At 56.6% G+C, this 17260-nt stretch carries 17 protein-coding genes; 12 read left to right on the top strand and 5 right to left on the bottom strand.

From position 1 onward, the window contains the following. On the bottom strand, window positions 1-738 hold a 738-nt coding region (locus tag THISIDRAFT_RS14795; RefSeq protein ID WP_246585359.1), incomplete at its 3' end, for an RNA-guided endonuclease InsQ/TnpB family protein. Then, window positions 716-1369, bottom strand: coding sequence for an IS607 family transposase (locus THISIDRAFT_RS08540; RefSeq protein ID WP_006788662.1), 654 nt, complete (start codon window positions 1367-1369; stop codon window positions 716-718). The genes THISIDRAFT_RS14795 and THISIDRAFT_RS08540, both read right to left, overlap by 23 nt. Window positions 1370-1760: 391 nt before the next feature. On the opposite strand from THISIDRAFT_RS08540, the gene THISIDRAFT_RS08530 reads away from it, so the two are divergent. Further along, window positions 1761-3038, top strand: coding sequence for an alginate export family protein (locus THISIDRAFT_RS08530; RefSeq protein WP_006788181.1), 1278 nt, complete (start codon window positions 1761-1763; stop codon window positions 3036-3038). A 95-nt stretch (window positions 3039-3133) separates the two neighbouring features. On the opposite strand, the gene THISIDRAFT_RS08525 is transcribed toward THISIDRAFT_RS08530, so the two are convergent. Next, the gene (locus THISIDRAFT_RS08525) at window positions 3134-3358 is read right to left on the bottom strand and encodes a DUF2061 domain-containing protein (RefSeq protein ID WP_006788180.1); all 225 of its coding nucleotides are present in this window, start codon (window positions 3356-3358) and stop codon (window positions 3134-3136) included. 139 nt (window positions 3359-3497) lie between these two features. Here THISIDRAFT_RS08525 and thiS point away from each other — a divergent pair, with 139 nt between their 5' ends. From thiS to THISIDRAFT_RS08500, 6 genes are all read left to right on the top strand, one after another. Beyond that, window positions 3498-3710 (top strand): sulfur carrier protein ThiS, encoded by a 213-nt coding sequence (thiS, locus tag THISIDRAFT_RS14790; RefSeq protein WP_006788179.1) that lies wholly within the window; start codon window positions 3498-3500, stop codon window positions 3708-3710. Between the two features lie 96 nt (window positions 3711-3806). Further along, complete coding sequence (locus THISIDRAFT_RS08520; protein ID WP_040852851.1) at window positions 3807-4601, top strand: thiazole synthase; 795 nt, start codon at window positions 3807-3809, stop codon at window positions 4599-4601. After that, on the top strand, window positions 4602-5312 hold the full coding sequence (gene trmB / locus THISIDRAFT_RS08515; protein WP_006788177.1) for a tRNA (guanosine(46)-N7)-methyltransferase TrmB: 711 nt from the start codon (window positions 4602-4604) through the stop codon (window positions 5310-5312). Between the two features lie 3 nt (window positions 5313-5315). After that, the gene (locus tag THISIDRAFT_RS08510; protein WP_006788176.1) at window positions 5316-6089 is read left to right on the top strand and encodes a TatD family hydrolase; all 774 of its coding nucleotides are present in this window, start codon (window positions 5316-5318) and stop codon (window positions 6087-6089) included. A gap of 127 nt (window positions 6090-6216) precedes the next feature. Then, window positions 6217-7626, top strand: coding sequence for a TrkH family potassium uptake protein (locus THISIDRAFT_RS08505; protein WP_050984927.1), 1410 nt, complete (start codon window positions 6217-6219; stop codon window positions 7624-7626). 542 nt (window positions 7627-8168) lie between these two features. After that, window positions 8169-8582 carry a hemerythrin family protein gene (locus THISIDRAFT_RS08500; protein WP_006788174.1) on the top strand — a complete coding sequence of 138 codons (414 nt, stop codon included), beginning with the start codon at window positions 8169-8171 and terminating at the stop codon, window positions 8580-8582. Window positions 8583-8766: 184 nt separating this feature from the next. Here THISIDRAFT_RS08500 and oadA read toward each other — a convergent pair whose 3' ends face one another. Together oadA and THISIDRAFT_RS08490 are read right to left on the bottom strand one after the other, a co-directional pair. Then, the gene (oadA, locus tag THISIDRAFT_RS08495) at window positions 8767-10602 is read right to left on the bottom strand and encodes a sodium-extruding oxaloacetate decarboxylase subunit alpha (protein WP_006788173.1); all 1836 of its coding nucleotides are present in this window, start codon (window positions 10600-10602) and stop codon (window positions 8767-8769) included. Between the two features lie 34 nt (window positions 10603-10636). Continuing rightward, entirely contained in the window at window positions 10637-12055 is a 1419-nt protein-coding gene (locus THISIDRAFT_RS08490) for an acetyl-CoA carboxylase biotin carboxylase subunit (protein ID WP_006788172.1), read from the bottom strand. A gap of 578 nt (window positions 12056-12633) precedes the next feature. Here THISIDRAFT_RS08490 and THISIDRAFT_RS08485 point away from each other — a divergent pair. From THISIDRAFT_RS08485 to THISIDRAFT_RS08465, 5 genes are all read left to right on the top strand, one after another. Then, window positions 12634-13098: an Rrf2 family transcriptional regulator gene (locus tag THISIDRAFT_RS08485; protein ID WP_006788171.1), complete on the top strand. Its 465-nt coding sequence runs from the start codon at window positions 12634-12636 to the stop codon at window positions 13096-13098. A gap of 34 nt (window positions 13099-13132) precedes the next feature. Further along, entirely contained in the window at window positions 13133-14002 is an 870-nt protein-coding gene (locus tag THISIDRAFT_RS08480) for an alpha/beta fold hydrolase (RefSeq protein ID WP_006788170.1), read from the top strand. A gap of 155 nt (window positions 14003-14157) precedes the next feature. After that, a complete protein-coding gene (locus THISIDRAFT_RS08475) occupies window positions 14158-14559 on the top strand; it encodes a hypothetical protein (protein WP_006788169.1) in 402 nt (133 codons plus the stop codon). A gap of 162 nt (window positions 14560-14721) precedes the next feature. Further along, window positions 14722-15678, top strand: coding sequence for a 23S rRNA pseudouridine(1911/1915/1917) synthase RluD (rluD, locus tag THISIDRAFT_RS08470; protein ID WP_006788168.1), 957 nt, complete (start codon window positions 14722-14724; stop codon window positions 15676-15678). An 80-nt stretch (window positions 15679-15758) separates the two neighbouring features. Then, window positions 15759-17231 (top strand): LysM peptidoglycan-binding domain-containing protein, encoded by a 1473-nt coding sequence (locus THISIDRAFT_RS08465; protein WP_006788167.1) that lies wholly within the window; start codon window positions 15759-15761, stop codon window positions 17229-17231. The last annotated feature ends 29 nt before the right edge of the window (window positions 17232-17260 follow it).

Genomic DNA, 17260 nt, shown 5'->3' with positions numbered 1-17260 from the left:
ACGTTGATGGCTGATCCGCTGGTGCAGTCGTGCAACGGAGCGCTTGGCTTTCGCGCTCCGACGACTACCCTTCACTTTGTGCGACAGGTTCCGTTGCCGCCGCTTTAAATATTTGAGGTGTTTCTTAAGGCGCTGATTGGCGGGGATGACTTCGCCGGTGCTTAATGTCGCTAAATCCTTGATACCCAGATCAACACCGACTGAAGCGTGTTCGGGGGCGTGTGGGTTGTATTCGTTAGTGTCTACCAGAATAGAAGCATAGAACCGGCCTGCCCGCTTGCTGATCGTGACCTGTTTGGTCTGCCCGGTAAAGCGTAAACCTTGGCGCATCTTGATGCGGGTCTTGAGCTTTTCAATGCGCAGTGTGCGCCCGTCTACGTCGCACTTGCCTGACTCGCGCAGGGCAAAGGAGTCATGGAGGTCTTTTTTCTTGAAGCGGGGATAGCCTGGCTTTTTGGCCTTGGCTTTCACGCGCCGAAAAAAATGCTTGAATGCGTTGTCAAGATCGTCAATCGCGTTGCGTGTTACCCGGCTGGACACTTTCGCATACCACGAAAATTGAACGCGCAATACCTGGATATAATACGGATACGCTGCGGCTTTTGACCATTTTACGCCGTCCTGACTGAAATAATGCAGCAGTTGGTTGTCGCAGTGCCGACGCGATCCACAGGCCCGATTGAGATAATCGGCTTGCTCAGGGGTTGGGCGCAGTTCAATCTTGTTTGCGATGAGCATTATGGAGTCCGAGGTCTTCTGCGATCACGTCTGCCGAGGCTTGCAGGTCGTGCAGCAGCTTGCGGTGTTTCTTGGAGCGACTGCCATAGAGGCGCGCGGAAAAGACCGTAATGATTTCTAAAACATCCTGTGCCAAATCTTCCTCAAACGAGGGTTGTTCGCCTTTATGGATGATGACAATCTCAATGCCTTGCATCTCACACAAGGCAAAGACAAGCTCTGAACCGAAGCGTAACAGCCGATCCTTGTGGGTAATGACCAGCCGCCGCATTTGCCGCCGCAAGATCATTTCTAATAGGCGTTGCAGTCCTTTCTTGCGGTCATTCATGCCCGATCCAAGATCGCGGATGACCTCTGCCCGCCATCCCTTAGCCGCACAGTACGTTTCTAACATTTCTTGCTGGCGGTCGAGGTCGGCTTTCTGGTCATGACTGGATACGCGGGCGTAACAAATGGTCGGCGCGTCTACATCACCTAGACCAAGCAGGTGCGCGGTGTCGTAGTAGCGTGTACCGCCTTTGGTCTTACGCGCAGGGAGCAATTCTCCGGTGGCCTCCCATCGACGCAAAGCGTCTATGGAACACCCCAGGAGTTTTGCGGCCTCGCCTATCTTAACTAATCGCTTTTCCATTATCGTAGATTATCAGAGATAATAAAAGATTTTAAGCGTCAGTTAAAAACCCTCGCGGCCAGCGATGCCGAAAGAGTGCCTCCCTGCACTGTCCTTCGGTACCGTATTGCTCGAGGAAGGCCGGCAGCGACAGGCCGGGCTAAAACTGGATCGGGTTGCGTGCCATGATGTCATCTCCCTTGCTGGATATAATCTCAGTATAGGACAGGTTGGCGGAGTGGTGGCTGAGCAACATGAGTAATCAGGAAAAGCCATAACAAAACATTAGCCTCTATGGTTATAATCCCGAGGCTGTAAAAAAATACCTATTCAAAATCAACCCAAGCCCTTGATAGACAGGCCAGCAGTGCGTGTCATCAAGCTTGGGGTTGCAACGGGGAGATTGGTCAACATGATGAAAAAATTATCAGCGGCATTTGCCTCACTGCTGCTCTGTGTGGGGTCTGCAACCGCTGCCGAGGCCTTTGCATGGGGCGGTGATCTGCGGGTGCGGGTCACCGATCTGGGGGATATTCCGCATAATGCCGGGGGGCATTTTGATCAGGTTTTTAACCGTAACCGCACGCGGGTCTGGCTGCAATATCAGACCGACGAGCATACCCTGTGGCGGGCACGCTTTACCAATGAGTTTCGCTTTTATGACCGGGGGCGTCAGTACACCAAGAACTGGGACCCACTCAATGAGATCATTGTCGATGAGCTGTATGCCGATTTTAAAAATCTGGGCAGCGGCAATCTGGCATTGCGGGTGGGGCGTCAGGAGCTGATTTATGGCACCGGCAAGGTGATTCTGGAAGGCACGCCGTCTGATGGGTCGCGCACCCTGTTTTTCAATGCGCTCAAGGCCTCGTTGCAGATGGGGGCTAACGATATAGATTTTCTGGCGGTCTATAACACCGATAAAGATTATGCGGCCATCAATCGTGAATCCAGGCTGCGCATGATTGAACACGATGAGGCGGGCATCGGTTTTTATGGCAAGCATCGCCAACTGGCGAATATGCCCTTTGAAAGCTACTGGATTTACAAGGTCGAATACGACTCACGCACGGCCTTGCGCACCCTGGAAGATGCCAAGTTTCACACCGTTGGTGGGCGCTTTATGCCCGATTTTGGCAATGGGGTTAAGGCCAATATCGAGCTGGCCTTGCAGCATGGGGATCATGGCGATATCCGCCTGCGCGGCCAGATGCTCGACGCCGAGCTGAGTTATCGTCCGGCCATGGGGGGTACGCTGAAACCGGCCTTTGTGGCGGGCTATTATTATCTGTCGGGTAATGATGCCCGTTCAGAGGGCCGCAACGAAGGCTGGCATCCGGTGTTTTCACGCTGGCCACAAATCAGTGAATTGTATGTCTATTCGCTGGTGGGCACCCAATATGGCGTTGCGGGCTGGAGCAATCTGGACAGCTTTTCCATCGGGATGGATCTGGTGCCCTTTAGCGATGGCAGCCTGAAACTGCGCTATCATAAGCTCTATGCCAATGAAAAAGACGGTAGCGGCACCGGCAAGGATCGCGGGGATCTGATCACGGCGGTGCTGGGCTTTAAATTATCGCCCTCATTGACCGGGCATGTTTGGGGGGAATGGCTGCAGGTCGGGGATTACTATGCCAAAGGCACGGATGATGGGCAATTTCTGCGGGCAAATATCGTGTATAGCTTCTAGCGCCTGATCATTGCGCAAAAAAAAAGCCCGCCTCTTAATACCGAGGCGGGCGGTGCGTTATACTCTGAATGCGTTTGAGGATGGTGCATGTCGGTTTACGCTCCGGCCAAGGTGGACTCGGTCGCCTGCGGCGTTTCATTGGCCTCACGTCGGGCGCGGATGCGATCCCAGACTTTTTCATGGAAATGATAGGCCACGGTATTGACCATCGGCTCAATCATCGCCACCAAACCACCCAAGACCCAGCTACCGGTTAAGGCATAGGTGACGGCAAAGGCCACCGTGAAATGCACAACAGCAAAGGAAAAGGTTTTTTTCATGACACACTCCTTAAAAGATCAGATGATTAAAGCCATGTAATGGGCATCGCCCAACAGCTCACGATTTCAGTATATGCAAACGAGAATGATTATTGAAATTGTTTTTCTCTAAGAGGCCCATAGTTAAAACCAAAGCCCCATGAAGACATCCATTGAAATACACTTAAATGGCGCCGCCAAGCCTCTCCCGGCAGGGCTCACCGCCGCCGAATTACTCACCGAGCTGAATCTCGTAGGCCAGCGTTTGGCGGTGGAAATCAACGGTGAAATCCTCCCGCGCAGTTGTTTTGAAGACTACTGCTTCAAAGCCGGTGACCGGGTGGAAATCGTCCACGCCGTCGGGGGCGGCTAAGCCCTTTGAATCACGAATGAATACGCAAGACTAAATGCCTGTCTATTCGTGCTTTCAAGTTCCTTGTTTATCCCTCTATTTTTAATGTGGTACAGCATGTCAGAAACATCCCATCATGACCCCTTGATCATCGCCGGCGTCACTTACCACTCGCGTTTGCTGGTGGGCACGGGTAAATACAAAGACTTGGAGCAAACCCGCCAGGCCGTAAAGGCCAGCGGCGCACAGATTATTACGGTGGCGATCCGGCGCACCAATATCGGCCAAAACCCCGATGAGCCCAATCTGCTGGATGTGCTCCCGCCCAAAGACTACACCCTGCTCCCCAATACCGCAGGCTGCTACAGCGCCGAGGATGCGGTGCGCACCTGCCGCCTGGCACGGGAGCTGCTGGACGGCCACGATCTGGTCAAGCTGGAAGTGCTCGGTGATGAAAAAACCCTCTATCCCGATGTGGTGCAGACCCTGCACGCCGCAGAAACCCTGGTCAAGGACGGTTTCAAGGTGATGGTGTATACCAGTGATGACCCGCTGCTGGCCAAGCGCTTGGAAGAGATCGGCTGTGTGGCGGTGATGCCGCTGGCGGCGCCGATTGGCTCCGGGCTGGGGATTCAGAATCGCTACAACATCCTGGAGATTGTCGAAAACGCCAAGGTGCCGATTCTGGTGGATGCGGGCGTGGGCACTGCCTCAGACAGTGCGATAGCCATGGAGCTGGGCTGCGATGGGGTGTTGATGAATACCGCCATTGCGGCAGCGCGTGATCCGATATTGATGGCCAGCGCCATGCGCAAAGCCATTGAGGCCGGACGTGAGGCCTTTCTGGCCGGACGTATGCCGAAAAAACGCTATGCCAGCGCCTCCTCACCGCTGGACGGAACCTTTTTTTAAATGGACGTGGTTGAACACGCATCTCGCCAAAACGCCGCGCCCGCAGCCCCGCGCATTCGCAGCTTTGTGCGTCGCCAGGGCCGTCTGACCAGCGGCCAACAACGGGCGCTGACAGATCACTGGTCAGAGTACGGGCTGGAATATACCGGCGCGGCGCTGGACATGGCGCAGTGCTACGGGCGTAGCGCCCCGGTGACGCTGGAAATTGGCTTTGGTAATGGCGAGACGCTGGCTGCCATGGCGGCCGCTGCGCCGGAGCGTGATTTTCTGGGGATTGAGGTGCATCGCCCCGGCGTGGGCCATCTGTTGCACTGCATTGAGACGCAGGGATTGCCCAATCTGCGGGTTATCTGTCATGACGCTGTGGACGTTATGCGCCACATGATCCCGCCGCACAGCCTGGATCGCATCCAGATCTTTTTTCCCGATCCGTGGCCGAAAAAACGCCACCATAAACGCCGCCTGATCCAGTCTGATTTTGTCACCCTGCTGGCACAGTGCCTGCAGCCTGGCGGACTGCTGCATCTGGCGACCGACTGGGCGCCTTATGGTGAACACATGCAAGAGATTATTGCTGATTTTCCCGTGTTTCAGCCGCTGGATGCAGCCAACTTGCAACAACAGTGCCCCCGCCCCAAAACCAAATTTGAGCGGCGCGGCGAACAACACGGCCACGCTATCTGCGAACTGGCCTATAGGCGCGGGGCATAAGCGATGCTGATTGATTCCCACTGTCACCTTGACCGCATTGATCTTGGCCCCTTCAGCGATGGCTTTGCCGGAATGCTGCACAGCGCCGCCCAGGCGGGCATCCAGCGAATGCTGTGTGTCTCCATTCGCCTGGATCACTTCCCGGCCTTATTGCAGATGGCGCAAGACTATCCCGCCATTGATTGCAGCGTGGGCGTACATCCCAGCGAACGCGAAGGCCCCGAAGCCCGCGTTGCTGCCCTGTGTCGCGACGGCGCCCATCCTGAGGTGCTCGCCATTGGCGAGACCGGGCTGGATTATCATTACAATCAGGGAGATTTGGAGTGGCAGCGCGAGCGTTTCCGGGTTCATATCCGCGCCGCCCGAGAACTTAACAAGCCGCTGATCATTCACAGCCGCGACGCCCGCGCCGATACCTTGGCGATTTTGCGCGCCGAAAAGGCCGCTGAGGTCGGCGGCGTGATGCACTGTTTCACCGAAGACTGGGACACTGCGCAGGCCGCGCTGGATCTGGGGTTTTACATCTCCTTTTCCGGGATTGTCACCTTTCGTACCGCCGAGGCGCTGCGCGAAGTCGCCCGCCGGGTGCCGCTGGATCGGCTGTTAATTGAAACCGATGCGCCCTATCTCGCCCCCATGCCCCATCGCGGCAAAGCCAACCACCCCGCCCTTTTGGTGCATACCGCCGCCTGCCTGGCCAAATTGCGCGACCTGTCCATCGAGGCCCTCAGCCAGCACACCGGCGAGAATTATCACCGATGCTTTAAGGCCGCGTGATGTTGGTGTGTGCCTGCGTGTACCGCCATATCCTCACGCGCTGCGGCCTCGCTGTGATGGCATAGGCTACGGTTGCTAATCCGTGGGTAGTTTTGGGGTTATTCAACGCATTCTCGGCCTGCTGCTGATGGTCTTTAGTGTGACCATGCTGCCCCCGGCTGGCGTGGGCTGGCTGTATGGTGAAGCCAGTCTGTGGGCATTTATCTATGCCTTTGTCATTTTGCTGGTCGTCGGTACCCTGATCTGGCTGCCGGTGGCGCGCCAGCGGCGGGAATTGCGGCTGCGTGATGGCTTTGTGGTGGTGTTCATGTTCTGGCTGGTACTGGGCTGTTTTGGTGCCTTGCCGTTTTATCTGGATGAATCCCTGCCGATCTCCATCACCGATGCGGTGTTTGAGTCGATGTCGGGCCTGACCACCACCGGGGCCACGGTCTTGCAGGGGCTGGATGAACTGCCGCGCAGTATTTTGATTTATCGCCAGCAGCTGCAATGGCTGGGCGGCATGGGCATTATCGTGCTGGCGGTGGCGATTTTGCCGATGCTGGGGGTTGGGGGGATGCAGCTTTATCGCGCTGAAATGCCCGGCCCGGTGAAGGACTCCAAATTAACCCCGCGCATCGCTGAAACCGCCAAGGCCCTGTGGTATCTGTATCTGGGTTTTACCATTGCCTGTGCGATGGCTTACTGGCTGGTGGGGATGAGCGTCTTTGATGCCATTGCCCATGCCTTTGCCACGGTATCGCTGGGCGGCTTTTCCACCTATGATGCCAGTCTTGGGCATTTTGACAGTGCGACGGTGGAGGCGGTGGCGATCTTTTTTATCCTGCTCGGCGGGATTAACTTTGGCCTGCACTTTGTCGCCTGGCGCAATTTAAGCCTGTGGCACTATGCCAAAGATGCTGAATTTCGTACTTATGTGCTCATCATCAGCATCGTCGCCAGCGTCTGTGTGGCTTATCTATACTGGACGCAGGCCGCCCACAATGCAGAAAACGCGCTGCGCCTGGGGATTTTTCATGCGGTTTCCATCGGTACCACCACCGGCTTTACCACCACGGATTTTTATAACTGGCCGGGCTTTTTGCCGGTATTGTTGATCTTTGCCAGTTTTATCGGCGCCTGTGCCGCCTCTACCGGCGGTGGCATCAAAGTCGTGCGCTTTTTATTGCTGTTTAAACAAGGCCAGCGCGAGATCATGCGCCTGATTCATCCCAGCGCCCAGATTGCCGTTAAAATCGGACACCACCCCCTCCCGGATCGCATCATCGACGCCGTATGGGGCTTTTTTTCGGCCTATGTGGCGATTTTTGCGCTGATTTTACTGGCCCTGATGGCAACCGGGCTGGATCAGATCACCGCCTTTTCCGCCGTAGCGGCCTGCATGAATAACCTTGGCCCAGGGCTTGCTGAGGTTGGCCCACACTATGCCGATATCAACGACTTTGCCAAATGGATGCTGGCTTTTGCTATGCTCATGGGGCGCCTGGAGATCTTTACCGTCTTGGTATTACTCACCCCGGCCTTTTGGCGTCGCTAAAGGCTTTCAAGCGCTTGCGACGACGCCCGGACTCACCGTCAACTACCCCGCCCTGAAGGGCGGAGCTTGCCTGCCTGCCGCGACGCACCTGCCTGCGCCGCGTGCGTCGCGGCAGGCAGGCGCGGCAGGCAGGTGAAAGCAAGCTCGGTTGACCAGGGCAAGCGGTGCAAACCCGCTCCGTGCATCACAGGTCGTTAAGACCCACTCCGGGATGCTTCCTCAGTCCCGGACACTGGAAGGCTGAGATCATGCTGGCGCAAGGCAAAACGCCGAAGGTTTCAGCCGCCGCGCAAGCGGGAGCCGGTGATGCACATGCCCGAGGGGAGCGAGCCGCAAGGCTCCGTCACCAGGCCCGTAAGGGCAGAGCCTCACGGCCCGGCAGGTGGAAGGCCTGCACTTATTTCCGGCGGCTGCAAGATCGTAGCCGCTATCCCTCCCCGGCCTGAAGGTCGGGGTTTCTCGCGCAAAACTGATGACGGCCCCCAAAGGCTGGCCGTATCCTTGCCCGGCCCCTAGCATCTAAATTCTTCGCGGAGAAAATTATGACTGATGCCGCCACCCCCCCCGCCGACAGCACGTTCATGCACGACGACCATGCCCAGGCCATCGCCATGCTCAAAACCATCACCCACGGCTTTGAGCAACATCCCCAGGAGGAACCGCCCGGCCTGCGCCAAACCCTGCGCGATTTTATCGAACACAGCCGGGCGCATTTCAACCGCGAGGAGCTTCTGATGCGCCAGACCAACTTCCCGCCCCTGCAACGACACAAACAGGAACACGACCAGCGCCTGGAGCAACTGGTGGCCTGTATGGATGACCTAGACGCCGGGGTGATCACCCTGGAAGAACTGCGCGACCTGTTTTTAAACGAATTTGGCCCCTGGTATCTGCAACACTGCGCCACCATGGACGTTGCCACCGAACGCTATATTGAACGCCATCACGCATCCTGAGCCGTGCCGCATCCGTTATCTAAACGAATCCTTTCGCGGATACGGAGAGTGGCCATAGGCAGTCGATCTACGCGTCCAGAAAAAACACTGCCTAGCGACACCGCAAGGGCGTCGCCAGGCCATCGGATATGGGGGACCGCCGACGAGGGCGGTCCCGGGTAGGCAAGCGGTAAACGAGGAAGGTTTAGGCGATTTCGACCAGGGCGTCGTCTGGATTGACGCTATCGCCTTTGCTGACATGCACGGCTTTGACGGTGCCGCCAACGGGTGCCTGGACTTCGGTTTCCATCTTCATGGCCTCCAGAATCAATACCGGATCACCGGCCTTGATGCTGTCGCCTTCTTTGACCAGCACATCAATGATGGTGCCGGGCATGGAGCTGGAGACGTGGCCGGGTTTGGTGGCGCGGGGGCGCTGGCTGCCAGAGCGCGTCTTGGGTCGCTGGTCGAGGTTTTCTTCATCGAGCATCAGCTCATCCAGGGTCTCGATGATGACCTCTTCAGGCATCCCATCCACGGTGATATAAAAGGGGCGCATGTCCTCGCGCTTGTGGCCGGTGCCAGTGATTTTGATGTGGTAAGTTTCACCGTGCAGGGTGGCCTTGAATTCCACCGGGGCGAGTAATTCACTGCTGGCACCGCTGGTGGCGCAGGGGAGCGGTTCCAGCGGCTCGGGGATGAGGTGGCCATCGCGGCGGCCTTCGAGAAATTCGCGGCCAATCTCGGGAAACATGGCGCAGATCAGCACGTCTTCTTCGTTGTGTGCCAATGCGCCGATCTGGGCATGAAGGTTGTCCATTTCATCTTCCAGCAGGTCCGCCGGGCGACAATCAATGACATCCGCGTGGCCGATGGCTTTTTGGCGCACAATCGCGTTGATGGTGCCGGGCGTGCGTCCATAGCGACCTTGCAGGTAGAGCTTGACCTCGTTGGTGATGGTTTTGTAACGCTCGCCGGTGAGGACGTTCATCACGGCCTGAGTGCCGACAATTTGTGAGGTGGGCGTGACCAGCGGGGGATAGCCCAGGTCTTCGCGCACCTTGGGGATTTCGGCCATCACCTGCTCGACTTTATCCAGCGCGCCTTGATCTTTGAGCTGGTTCATCAGGTTGGAGATCATGCCGCCGGGCACCTGATTGATCTGCACGCGGGTATCAATGCCGGTGTATTCACTTTCGTATTGGTGATATTTTTTGCGTATCTCGCGGAAATAAAAGCCGATTTCCTGCAAGGCACTTAAATCCAGGCCAGTGTCATATTCCGTACCTTGCAGGGCGGCGACCATGCTTTCTGTGGGCGCATGGCTGGTCCCCCCGGCAAAGGCGGACATCACCGTTTCAATATGCCGACAGCCGTTTTCAATGGCTTTGAGATGACACATCTCGGCCAGGCCAGCGGTGGCATGAACGTGCAGATGTATCGGCAAGGGCACGGCTTCCACCAGCGCGGCCACCAGTTGGGCGGTGCTCATCGGCGTGAGCAGCCCGGCCATGTCTTTGATGGCGATGCTGTCACAGCCCATCGTGGCCAGTTCTTTGGCCATGGCAACAAATTGCGCATGGGTATGCACCGGGCTTGTGGTGTAGCTGAGCGTACCCTGGGCATGCTTGCCTTCTGCCTTGACCGCCTCAATGGCGACGCGCATGTTGCGCGTGTCGTTCATGGCATCAAAAATGCGAAAAATATCAATGCCGTTGACCGCGCTACGGCTGACGAAGCGGCGCACCACATCGTCGGCATAATGCCGATAGCCTAAAAGGTTCTGGCCGCGCAGCAGCATCTGCAGAGGAGTATTGGGCAGGGCCTGGCGCAGCGCCCGTAAACGCGCCCACGGGTCTTCTTTCAAAAAGCGCAAACACGCATCAAAGGTGGCCCCGCCCCACACTTCCAGCGACCAAAAGCCGATGCGATCGAGCTGGGCGCACACCGGCAGCATATCCTCGGTGCGCATACGGGTTGCAATGAGGCTCTGATGGCCATCACGCAAGGTTAAGTCGGTAATCATGACCTTAGAAGACATAAATCAATACCTGTAGGGATAATGCCAAAACGGCTTAAAGACCTTTATGCGCAACCAGCGCAGCGGCAATAACGGCGGCAATTTCGCGGGTAGGACGGCGCACCGAATAGTGGGTAAATTCCGGATGGGCCTCCACAAAGCCCGTATCAAACTCGCCTTGGCGAAACTGCTCGGAACGCAGGATTTCAAGATAATAGGGAATGGTGGTTTTCACGCCATAGACCCCCATATCGCGCAGGGTACGGCTGGCGCGATGAATCAGGCCCTCCCAGTCCAGTGCCCAGATAATCAGCTTGGCGCACATGGAGTCATAATGCGGCGGGATCTCATAGCCGGTATAGATGGCGCCATCCGTGCGCACGCCTGGCCCACCGGGTGCAAAATAGCGGGTGATACGGCCAAAGCTGGGCAGAAAATCGTTTTTGGGGTCCTCGGCATTGATGCGAAACTCAATCGCAAAGCCTCGGCGGGTGATCTCTTCCTGACGGTAGCGCAAGGGCAGACCGGCGGCAATGCGGATTTGCTCTTGGACGATGTCAATGCCGGTGATCATCTCGGTGACCGGATGTTCCACCTGCAGGCGGGTATTCATCTCCATGAAATAAAACGCTCCCTCATGATCAAGCAAAAACTCCACCGTTCCAGCATTTTCATAATTCACCGCCCGCGCCGCCTTGACCGCCAGCTCACCAACATACTGACGCTGCGCCTCGGTCAGTTGTGGCGAGGGAGCAATTTCCACCAGCTTTTGATGGCGACGCTGAATGGAGCAATCCCGCTCAAACAGGTGAATCACATTGCCGTGACGATCCGCGAGGATTTGCACCTCAATATGGCGCGGGTTGATAATCGCCTTTTCCATGAAAATTTCAGTATTGCCAAAGGCTTTGGTGGCCTCAGAGCGCACCCGCTCATAATTGCGGCGCAGTGATTCCACATCATCACAGCGGCGAATCCCGCGCCCGCCGCCGCCGGTGGTGGCTTTAAGCATTACCGGATAGCCGATCTGCTCGGCCATGCTGACCGCCTCTTCCACGGTGTTCAGATTGCCTTCACTGCCCGGCACCACCGGCACTCCGGCAGCGATCATGGCGCGACGGGCTTCCACCTTATCGCCCATACGCCGGATTACCTCCGCATCCGGGCCGATAAACTGAATGCCGTGGCGGGCGCAGGTCAGTGCAAATTGGGGATTTTCAGACAAAAAACCATAGCCCGGATGAATCGCATCACAGCCAGCGGCCCGCGCCAGATTGACCATACGATGCACGTTCAGATAGCCGGCGAGTGAATCCGGGCCAATAGAATACGACTCGTCGGCCTTCTTGACGTGCAGGCCATAACGGTCTGCGTCGGTATACACCGCCACCGACGTCAGCTCCATCTCCGCGCAGGCGCGAATGATTCGCACCGCAATTTCGCCCCGATTGGCAATTAAGATTTTTTTCAGCACGTTATCATTGTACCCCGCTGCTAAGGCGATGTTTAAGATGAGGTTGCATCAGACCCTGGCATGTATTTGCCATGCGGGCAAGCCGCATACCGGGGTCTGACAAAATGCTGGCACGTATCCTGGAGGCAGATCACACATGCCACTGTTTAGTGAATGCTGATGACATGGCGTCTGGCAGATCATGAGAGCAGTCCGCACCGAAGCAGATGCCCCTTTGCCGTCGGCCTCTAAAGTCAACAATTTTTCTAGGATGCCATGAAAACGCCCACGCCCGCCATTGTTTTATGTCGATTTCATGGCAGCGTATATCTGAAAGCGGTTCAGGTCTCGCAAAGTCCCCCATAAAAAACACAGTTGAGTCACAAAGGCCATGGTGCCGTTTGCGTTCGTAAAAGCAGTATCTTCTGCAGACGCCGCCATGTACGGTGAATTCCACCCACAATCAACATCAAGGCGATGGCACATCCATCATTGCGGGCCAGTCAAGGTAAAATTGATAAAAAAACTAAGGAATTGCTATACTCACAGCCACTATCCCTCCCTGTATCAAATGGCTGGGTTTTTTTGCGGAGACACTGATGAAATTAACGACCAAAGGGCGCTATGCTGTCACAGCCATGCTGGATCTGGCGATCCATCACGAGCAGGGGCCGATCTCTTTGTCTGACATCTCCGCCCGCCAGGGAATCTCGCTTTCGTATCTGGAGCAGTTGTTTGCAAAACTGCGCCGCCGGGGCCTGGTGGTCAGCACCCGTGGCCCCGGTGGCGGCTATACGCTCAGTCGGGCGGCCACAGAGATTGCCATCGCAGATGTCATTACGGCGGTGGATGAACGGGTGGATACGGCCCGTTGTGCCGGCCGTGGTGATTGTTGCAATGGTGAGCCGTGTTTGACGCATGATCTGTGGTTTGAATTAAGCCAGCGGATTGAAGACTTTCTTGCCACCATTACCCTTGGCGATATTATGCAGCGCCAAACCGTGCGCGAGGTTGCCCATCGGCAAAACCGCTGTTTGGCGAACAAAGTCAGTGCCACACTCTAACGTTTGATTCCCTCCCCATTTTTATGCGCGCTCAATGACATCACACGCTGACCGTTTTATTACATTAGGCGACGATTTACGGATGCATTATCGCTACCGCCCCGGTGCAGATCAGCCGGTGGTGGTGTTTTTGCACGGCAGTTTTTTAAGCAGTCGCTCCTGGGCGGAGGTGATGCCGCAGGTTTTGCCTGAGGCGACCCTGATTGCCCCGGATCGTCCGGCCTTTGGTCTGACTTCGCGCCCGTTGCCGATGCAGGGCGAGGCCAGTGTTTATGGCCCGGATGCGCAGTCTGATTTGATCGTGCGCCTGCTGGATCAGTTAGGCCACCCACAGGCCGTGCTCGTGGGCAATTCCACCGGCGGCTCGCTGGCTTTATATACCGCGCTACGTTATCCGCAGCGCGTGCAGGGGCTGGTTTTGGTGGGGGCCATGGCCTATTCCGGCTATGCCACCGCGCAATTTCCGCGCTGGTTGCCACCGTTTTTGCGCCGCATTGAGCCGCTCGGTGTTGCCATGATGCGTTTTATGATTCAGCGCCTGTTTGCCAAAACCTTGAAAAGTTTCTGGGCAGATCCTACGTTAGTCTCTGCGGAGCGGCTTGAGGCCTATCGCCAGGATTTTCAGCAAGGGCCGTGGGATCATGCCTGGTGGGAGCTGTTTTTAGCCAGCCATCCCTTGCATCTGGCCGAGCGGTTGGCGCAGATTACCCAGCCCTGTCTGGTGCTTTCCGGCGAACATGATCGCACGGTGAAGGTGGAGGAGAGTGTGCGGCTGGCAGAGGATTTGCCCCAGGCCCGTTTGGTGATCCTCAAGGATTGCGCGCACCTGCCACAAGAAGAGGTGCCCTTGCGTTTTGCCGAGGCACTCAATACGTTTTTGCAGCAATTAAAGCCCGCCGTATAAGCCCTGCGCCCCCACCCAGGCGACGGCAAGGCATCGGGCGGCGTAAACGACGGCTTTTCATTTTATGGTATATTGCCTAGACATTTGCAGGTGCAGAAGGCTGCATCTGCGCACAGATGATTTGATTTCAACTCTGAGTTTAGGGGGATATAAAGATGGCTGAATTATTTGATGCTGAATGGATGACGGGTTTCCAAAATGCCTGGAATGGTGAGCCTGAACTGGCGGATGCCTTGGCTAAAATCGATTTCAATTCCACCATTGGCTATGGTTTCCCTGATGATCCAGCGCCTAGAGGCGTAATCGTCGTGGAAAAAGGCAAGGTGGTCAGTGCTGGGGCCTTTAACGGCGAGACGCTGAGCTGGGATTTACGTGCCAAGCCAGAAGTCTGGTCTGAGTGGATGACCAAGCCGCCGGGCATGGCCGGTCTTGGCATGGCCGTGACCACGGGTAAGCTGAAATTCAAGCAAGGCGATTATAAAGCGATGATCAAAGACCCGCGCATGGCCGGGCCATTCATCAAAAGCTTTGCCGCGATGGGCAAGGCTGTTGCTTAAGTCCTGAAAACCCTGGTTTTCTCTGCAAACGCAGTCAGCCTTGCGGGGCTGGCTGCGTTTTGCTGTGGCTGCAAGCATACGATGCTTATGTCTCGTTATAAATACACAATGGCGCTGGTCTGCGTGTAGTTCCTTTCATTCCGTCCGCAGGATCTTTGCTTGATGATACGCTTGGTCGCTCAAGTTCCCGAGGATCTTGCAGGGCATCGTCTGGATGCCGCTCTGGCGCAATTATTTTCACAGTATTCACGCACCCGTATCCAGCAATGGCTGGACGCGGGCTATGTGCATGTCGATGGGCGCGTGTTGCGGCGCAAGGATCGGCTGATTGGCGGGGAAGAGGCCATCATCTGTGCCCCGGAGCCGGAGGTGCTGGATAATCCGGCACAAGCCATCACGCTGGATGTGGTGTATGAAGATGCCCAGATTTTAGTGCTCAACAAGCCTGCGGGTCTGGTGGTGCATCCTGCGCCGGGACATCCTGATGGCACCCTGGTGAATGCCTTGTTGCATCATCGCCCGTCGTTGGCGCAACTGCCCAGGGCGGGGATTGTGCATCGTCTGGACAAGGATACCTCCGGGCTGATGGTGGTTGCCGCCACCCTGCCAGCGCATACCGAACTGGTACGCCAACTCCAGGCAAGAACTGTAAAACGTGAATATCTGGCGCTGGTACAGGGTGAATTGATTGCCGGGGGCCGGGTGGATGCACCCATTGGCCGTCATCCGGTAGATCGTAAGCGCATGGCGGTGGTGGAGGGGATGCATGGTCGGCCTGCCATTACCCATTATCGCATTGCGCAACGCTTTCAGGGCTATACCCTGTTGCGGGTTCAACTGGAAACCGGACGCACCCATCAGATTCGCGTACACATGCAGCATATCCGTCATCCTATTGTGGGTGATCCGGTGTATGGCCCGCGTGCGCACTATGGCGCAAGCCATGATCCCGGCGTACAGGAGGCCTTGCGCAGCTTTGGGCGTCAGGCTCTGCATGCCACCGCACTGGGCCTGATCCATCCGGTAACGGGTGAATCATTGTCTTGGGAGGTCGCGCTGGCAGACGATCTTCATTCGCTATTGCAACACCTCGCTTCTAGCGAGTCACAGACTATATGAAAGCTGTAGGCGTTAGGTAGCTGATCAAGCCAGCTTCCTAACGCCTGTGGTGATGAATTTTCACACCTCAGGATACCTTTATGATGACGTATAGTAGACTGCTTCCCGCCAGTATTGGTGTTTTATCCCTGCTGATGGGACTTATGCTTTCCGGGTGTGCGGTTAATCCACCGCAGACCCACGCCACCGATGCCGCTAACCGTGCCTGGTTGTTTGAGCGTGATACGCTGTTGCCACATACACCCGCGCCGGCGCGTGATCTGCTTGATCTGGCGCTTCAGGCGGCGGCCTCTGAGCCGGAGACGGCAGACATCGCCTCGACACGCGGCCATGAGGCCCGCTCACGCCAGAGCGATAGCGATCTCTGGCAACGCATCCGCGCAGGTTTTGCCCTCCCCGATGAAACACACCGCCCGTTAGTTCAGCAATACATCGATCAATATGCCGATCAGGAGCAGCTCGAACACCTGACCGCCAGGGCTGAGCCGTATCTGTATCTGGTGGTTGAGGAGCTCAGCGCCCGCGATTTGCCTTTGGAGCTGGTATTGTTGCCGGCGGTGGAAAGCGCCTATGAACCGGGGGCGCTGTCGCCGGGGCGTGCCGCCGGAATCTGGCAGTTTATCCCGTCTACCGGCAAGCATTTCGGTCTGAAACAAAATGGCTGGTACGATGGCCGTCTGGATATTCATGCCTCAACCCAGGCCGCTGTCAGTTATCTGGATCGCTTGCATGGGGTTTTTGATGATTGGCTGCTGGCGCTGGCCGCCTACAATGCCGGTCAGGGAACGGTCGAGCGGGCGATTCGCCGCAACCGTCAGGTGGGTCGCCCCACTGATTTCTGGCATCTGGATTTGCCGCGTGAAACTCAGCACCATGTGCCCAAACTGCTAGCCTTGTCTGCCATTGTCAAACAGCCCGAACAGTATGATGTCAGCCTGTGGCCCATTGAGGATCGCCCGTATCTCACCCTGGTGGATGCCAAGGAACAGATTGATCTGAAACTGGCGGCGCATCTGGCCAATCTCGAGCTGGATGACCTGCAACAGCTGAATCCCGGCTTCAGTCGTCATGCCACCGCCCCGGATGGGCCGCATCATTTGCTGGTGCCGATTGAGCAGGCCGATATGTTTAAAAATACCCTGGCGCAACTGCCGACAGAAAAGCGGGTCAACTGGAAACCCTACCGGGTCAAGCCGGGTGAGACCTTGGAGCAAATCGCGCAACGCCATCAAACCCAGGCCCAGATCTTGCGCCAGGCTAACCGCCTGCGTGGTCAGCATGTGCGCGCCGGTCAGCAATTACTGGTCCCGAATATAGCCGCAGACACCCGCTTGGCACAGACCGCTCCCGTCCGTACGGCCCAAGCGCAAAGCCCGTCACACAGCGCCGCCAATACCCATGTACATGTCGTACAGCCGGGGGATACATTGTGGAATATCGCCCGTCAGTATAAAGTTTCGGTACAGGAGCTGGGGCGCTGGAATAATTTACAGGGCAACCGCTCGATTTTTCCCGGTCAGGAGTTGACCTTGCAGCAACGCCGCGACGGCTGAACTGCATCCCGTTACGCATAAGCCGCATG

The sequence above is a fragment of the Thiorhodospira sibirica ATCC 700588 genome, from assembly GCF_000227725.2.
Lineage (GTDB): Bacteria > Pseudomonadota > Gammaproteobacteria > Ectothiorhodospirales > Ectothiorhodospiraceae > Thiorhodospira > Thiorhodospira sibirica.
Note: the sequence above shows the minus strand (reverse complement) of the source record. Positions and strands in the feature narration are given on the sequence as shown.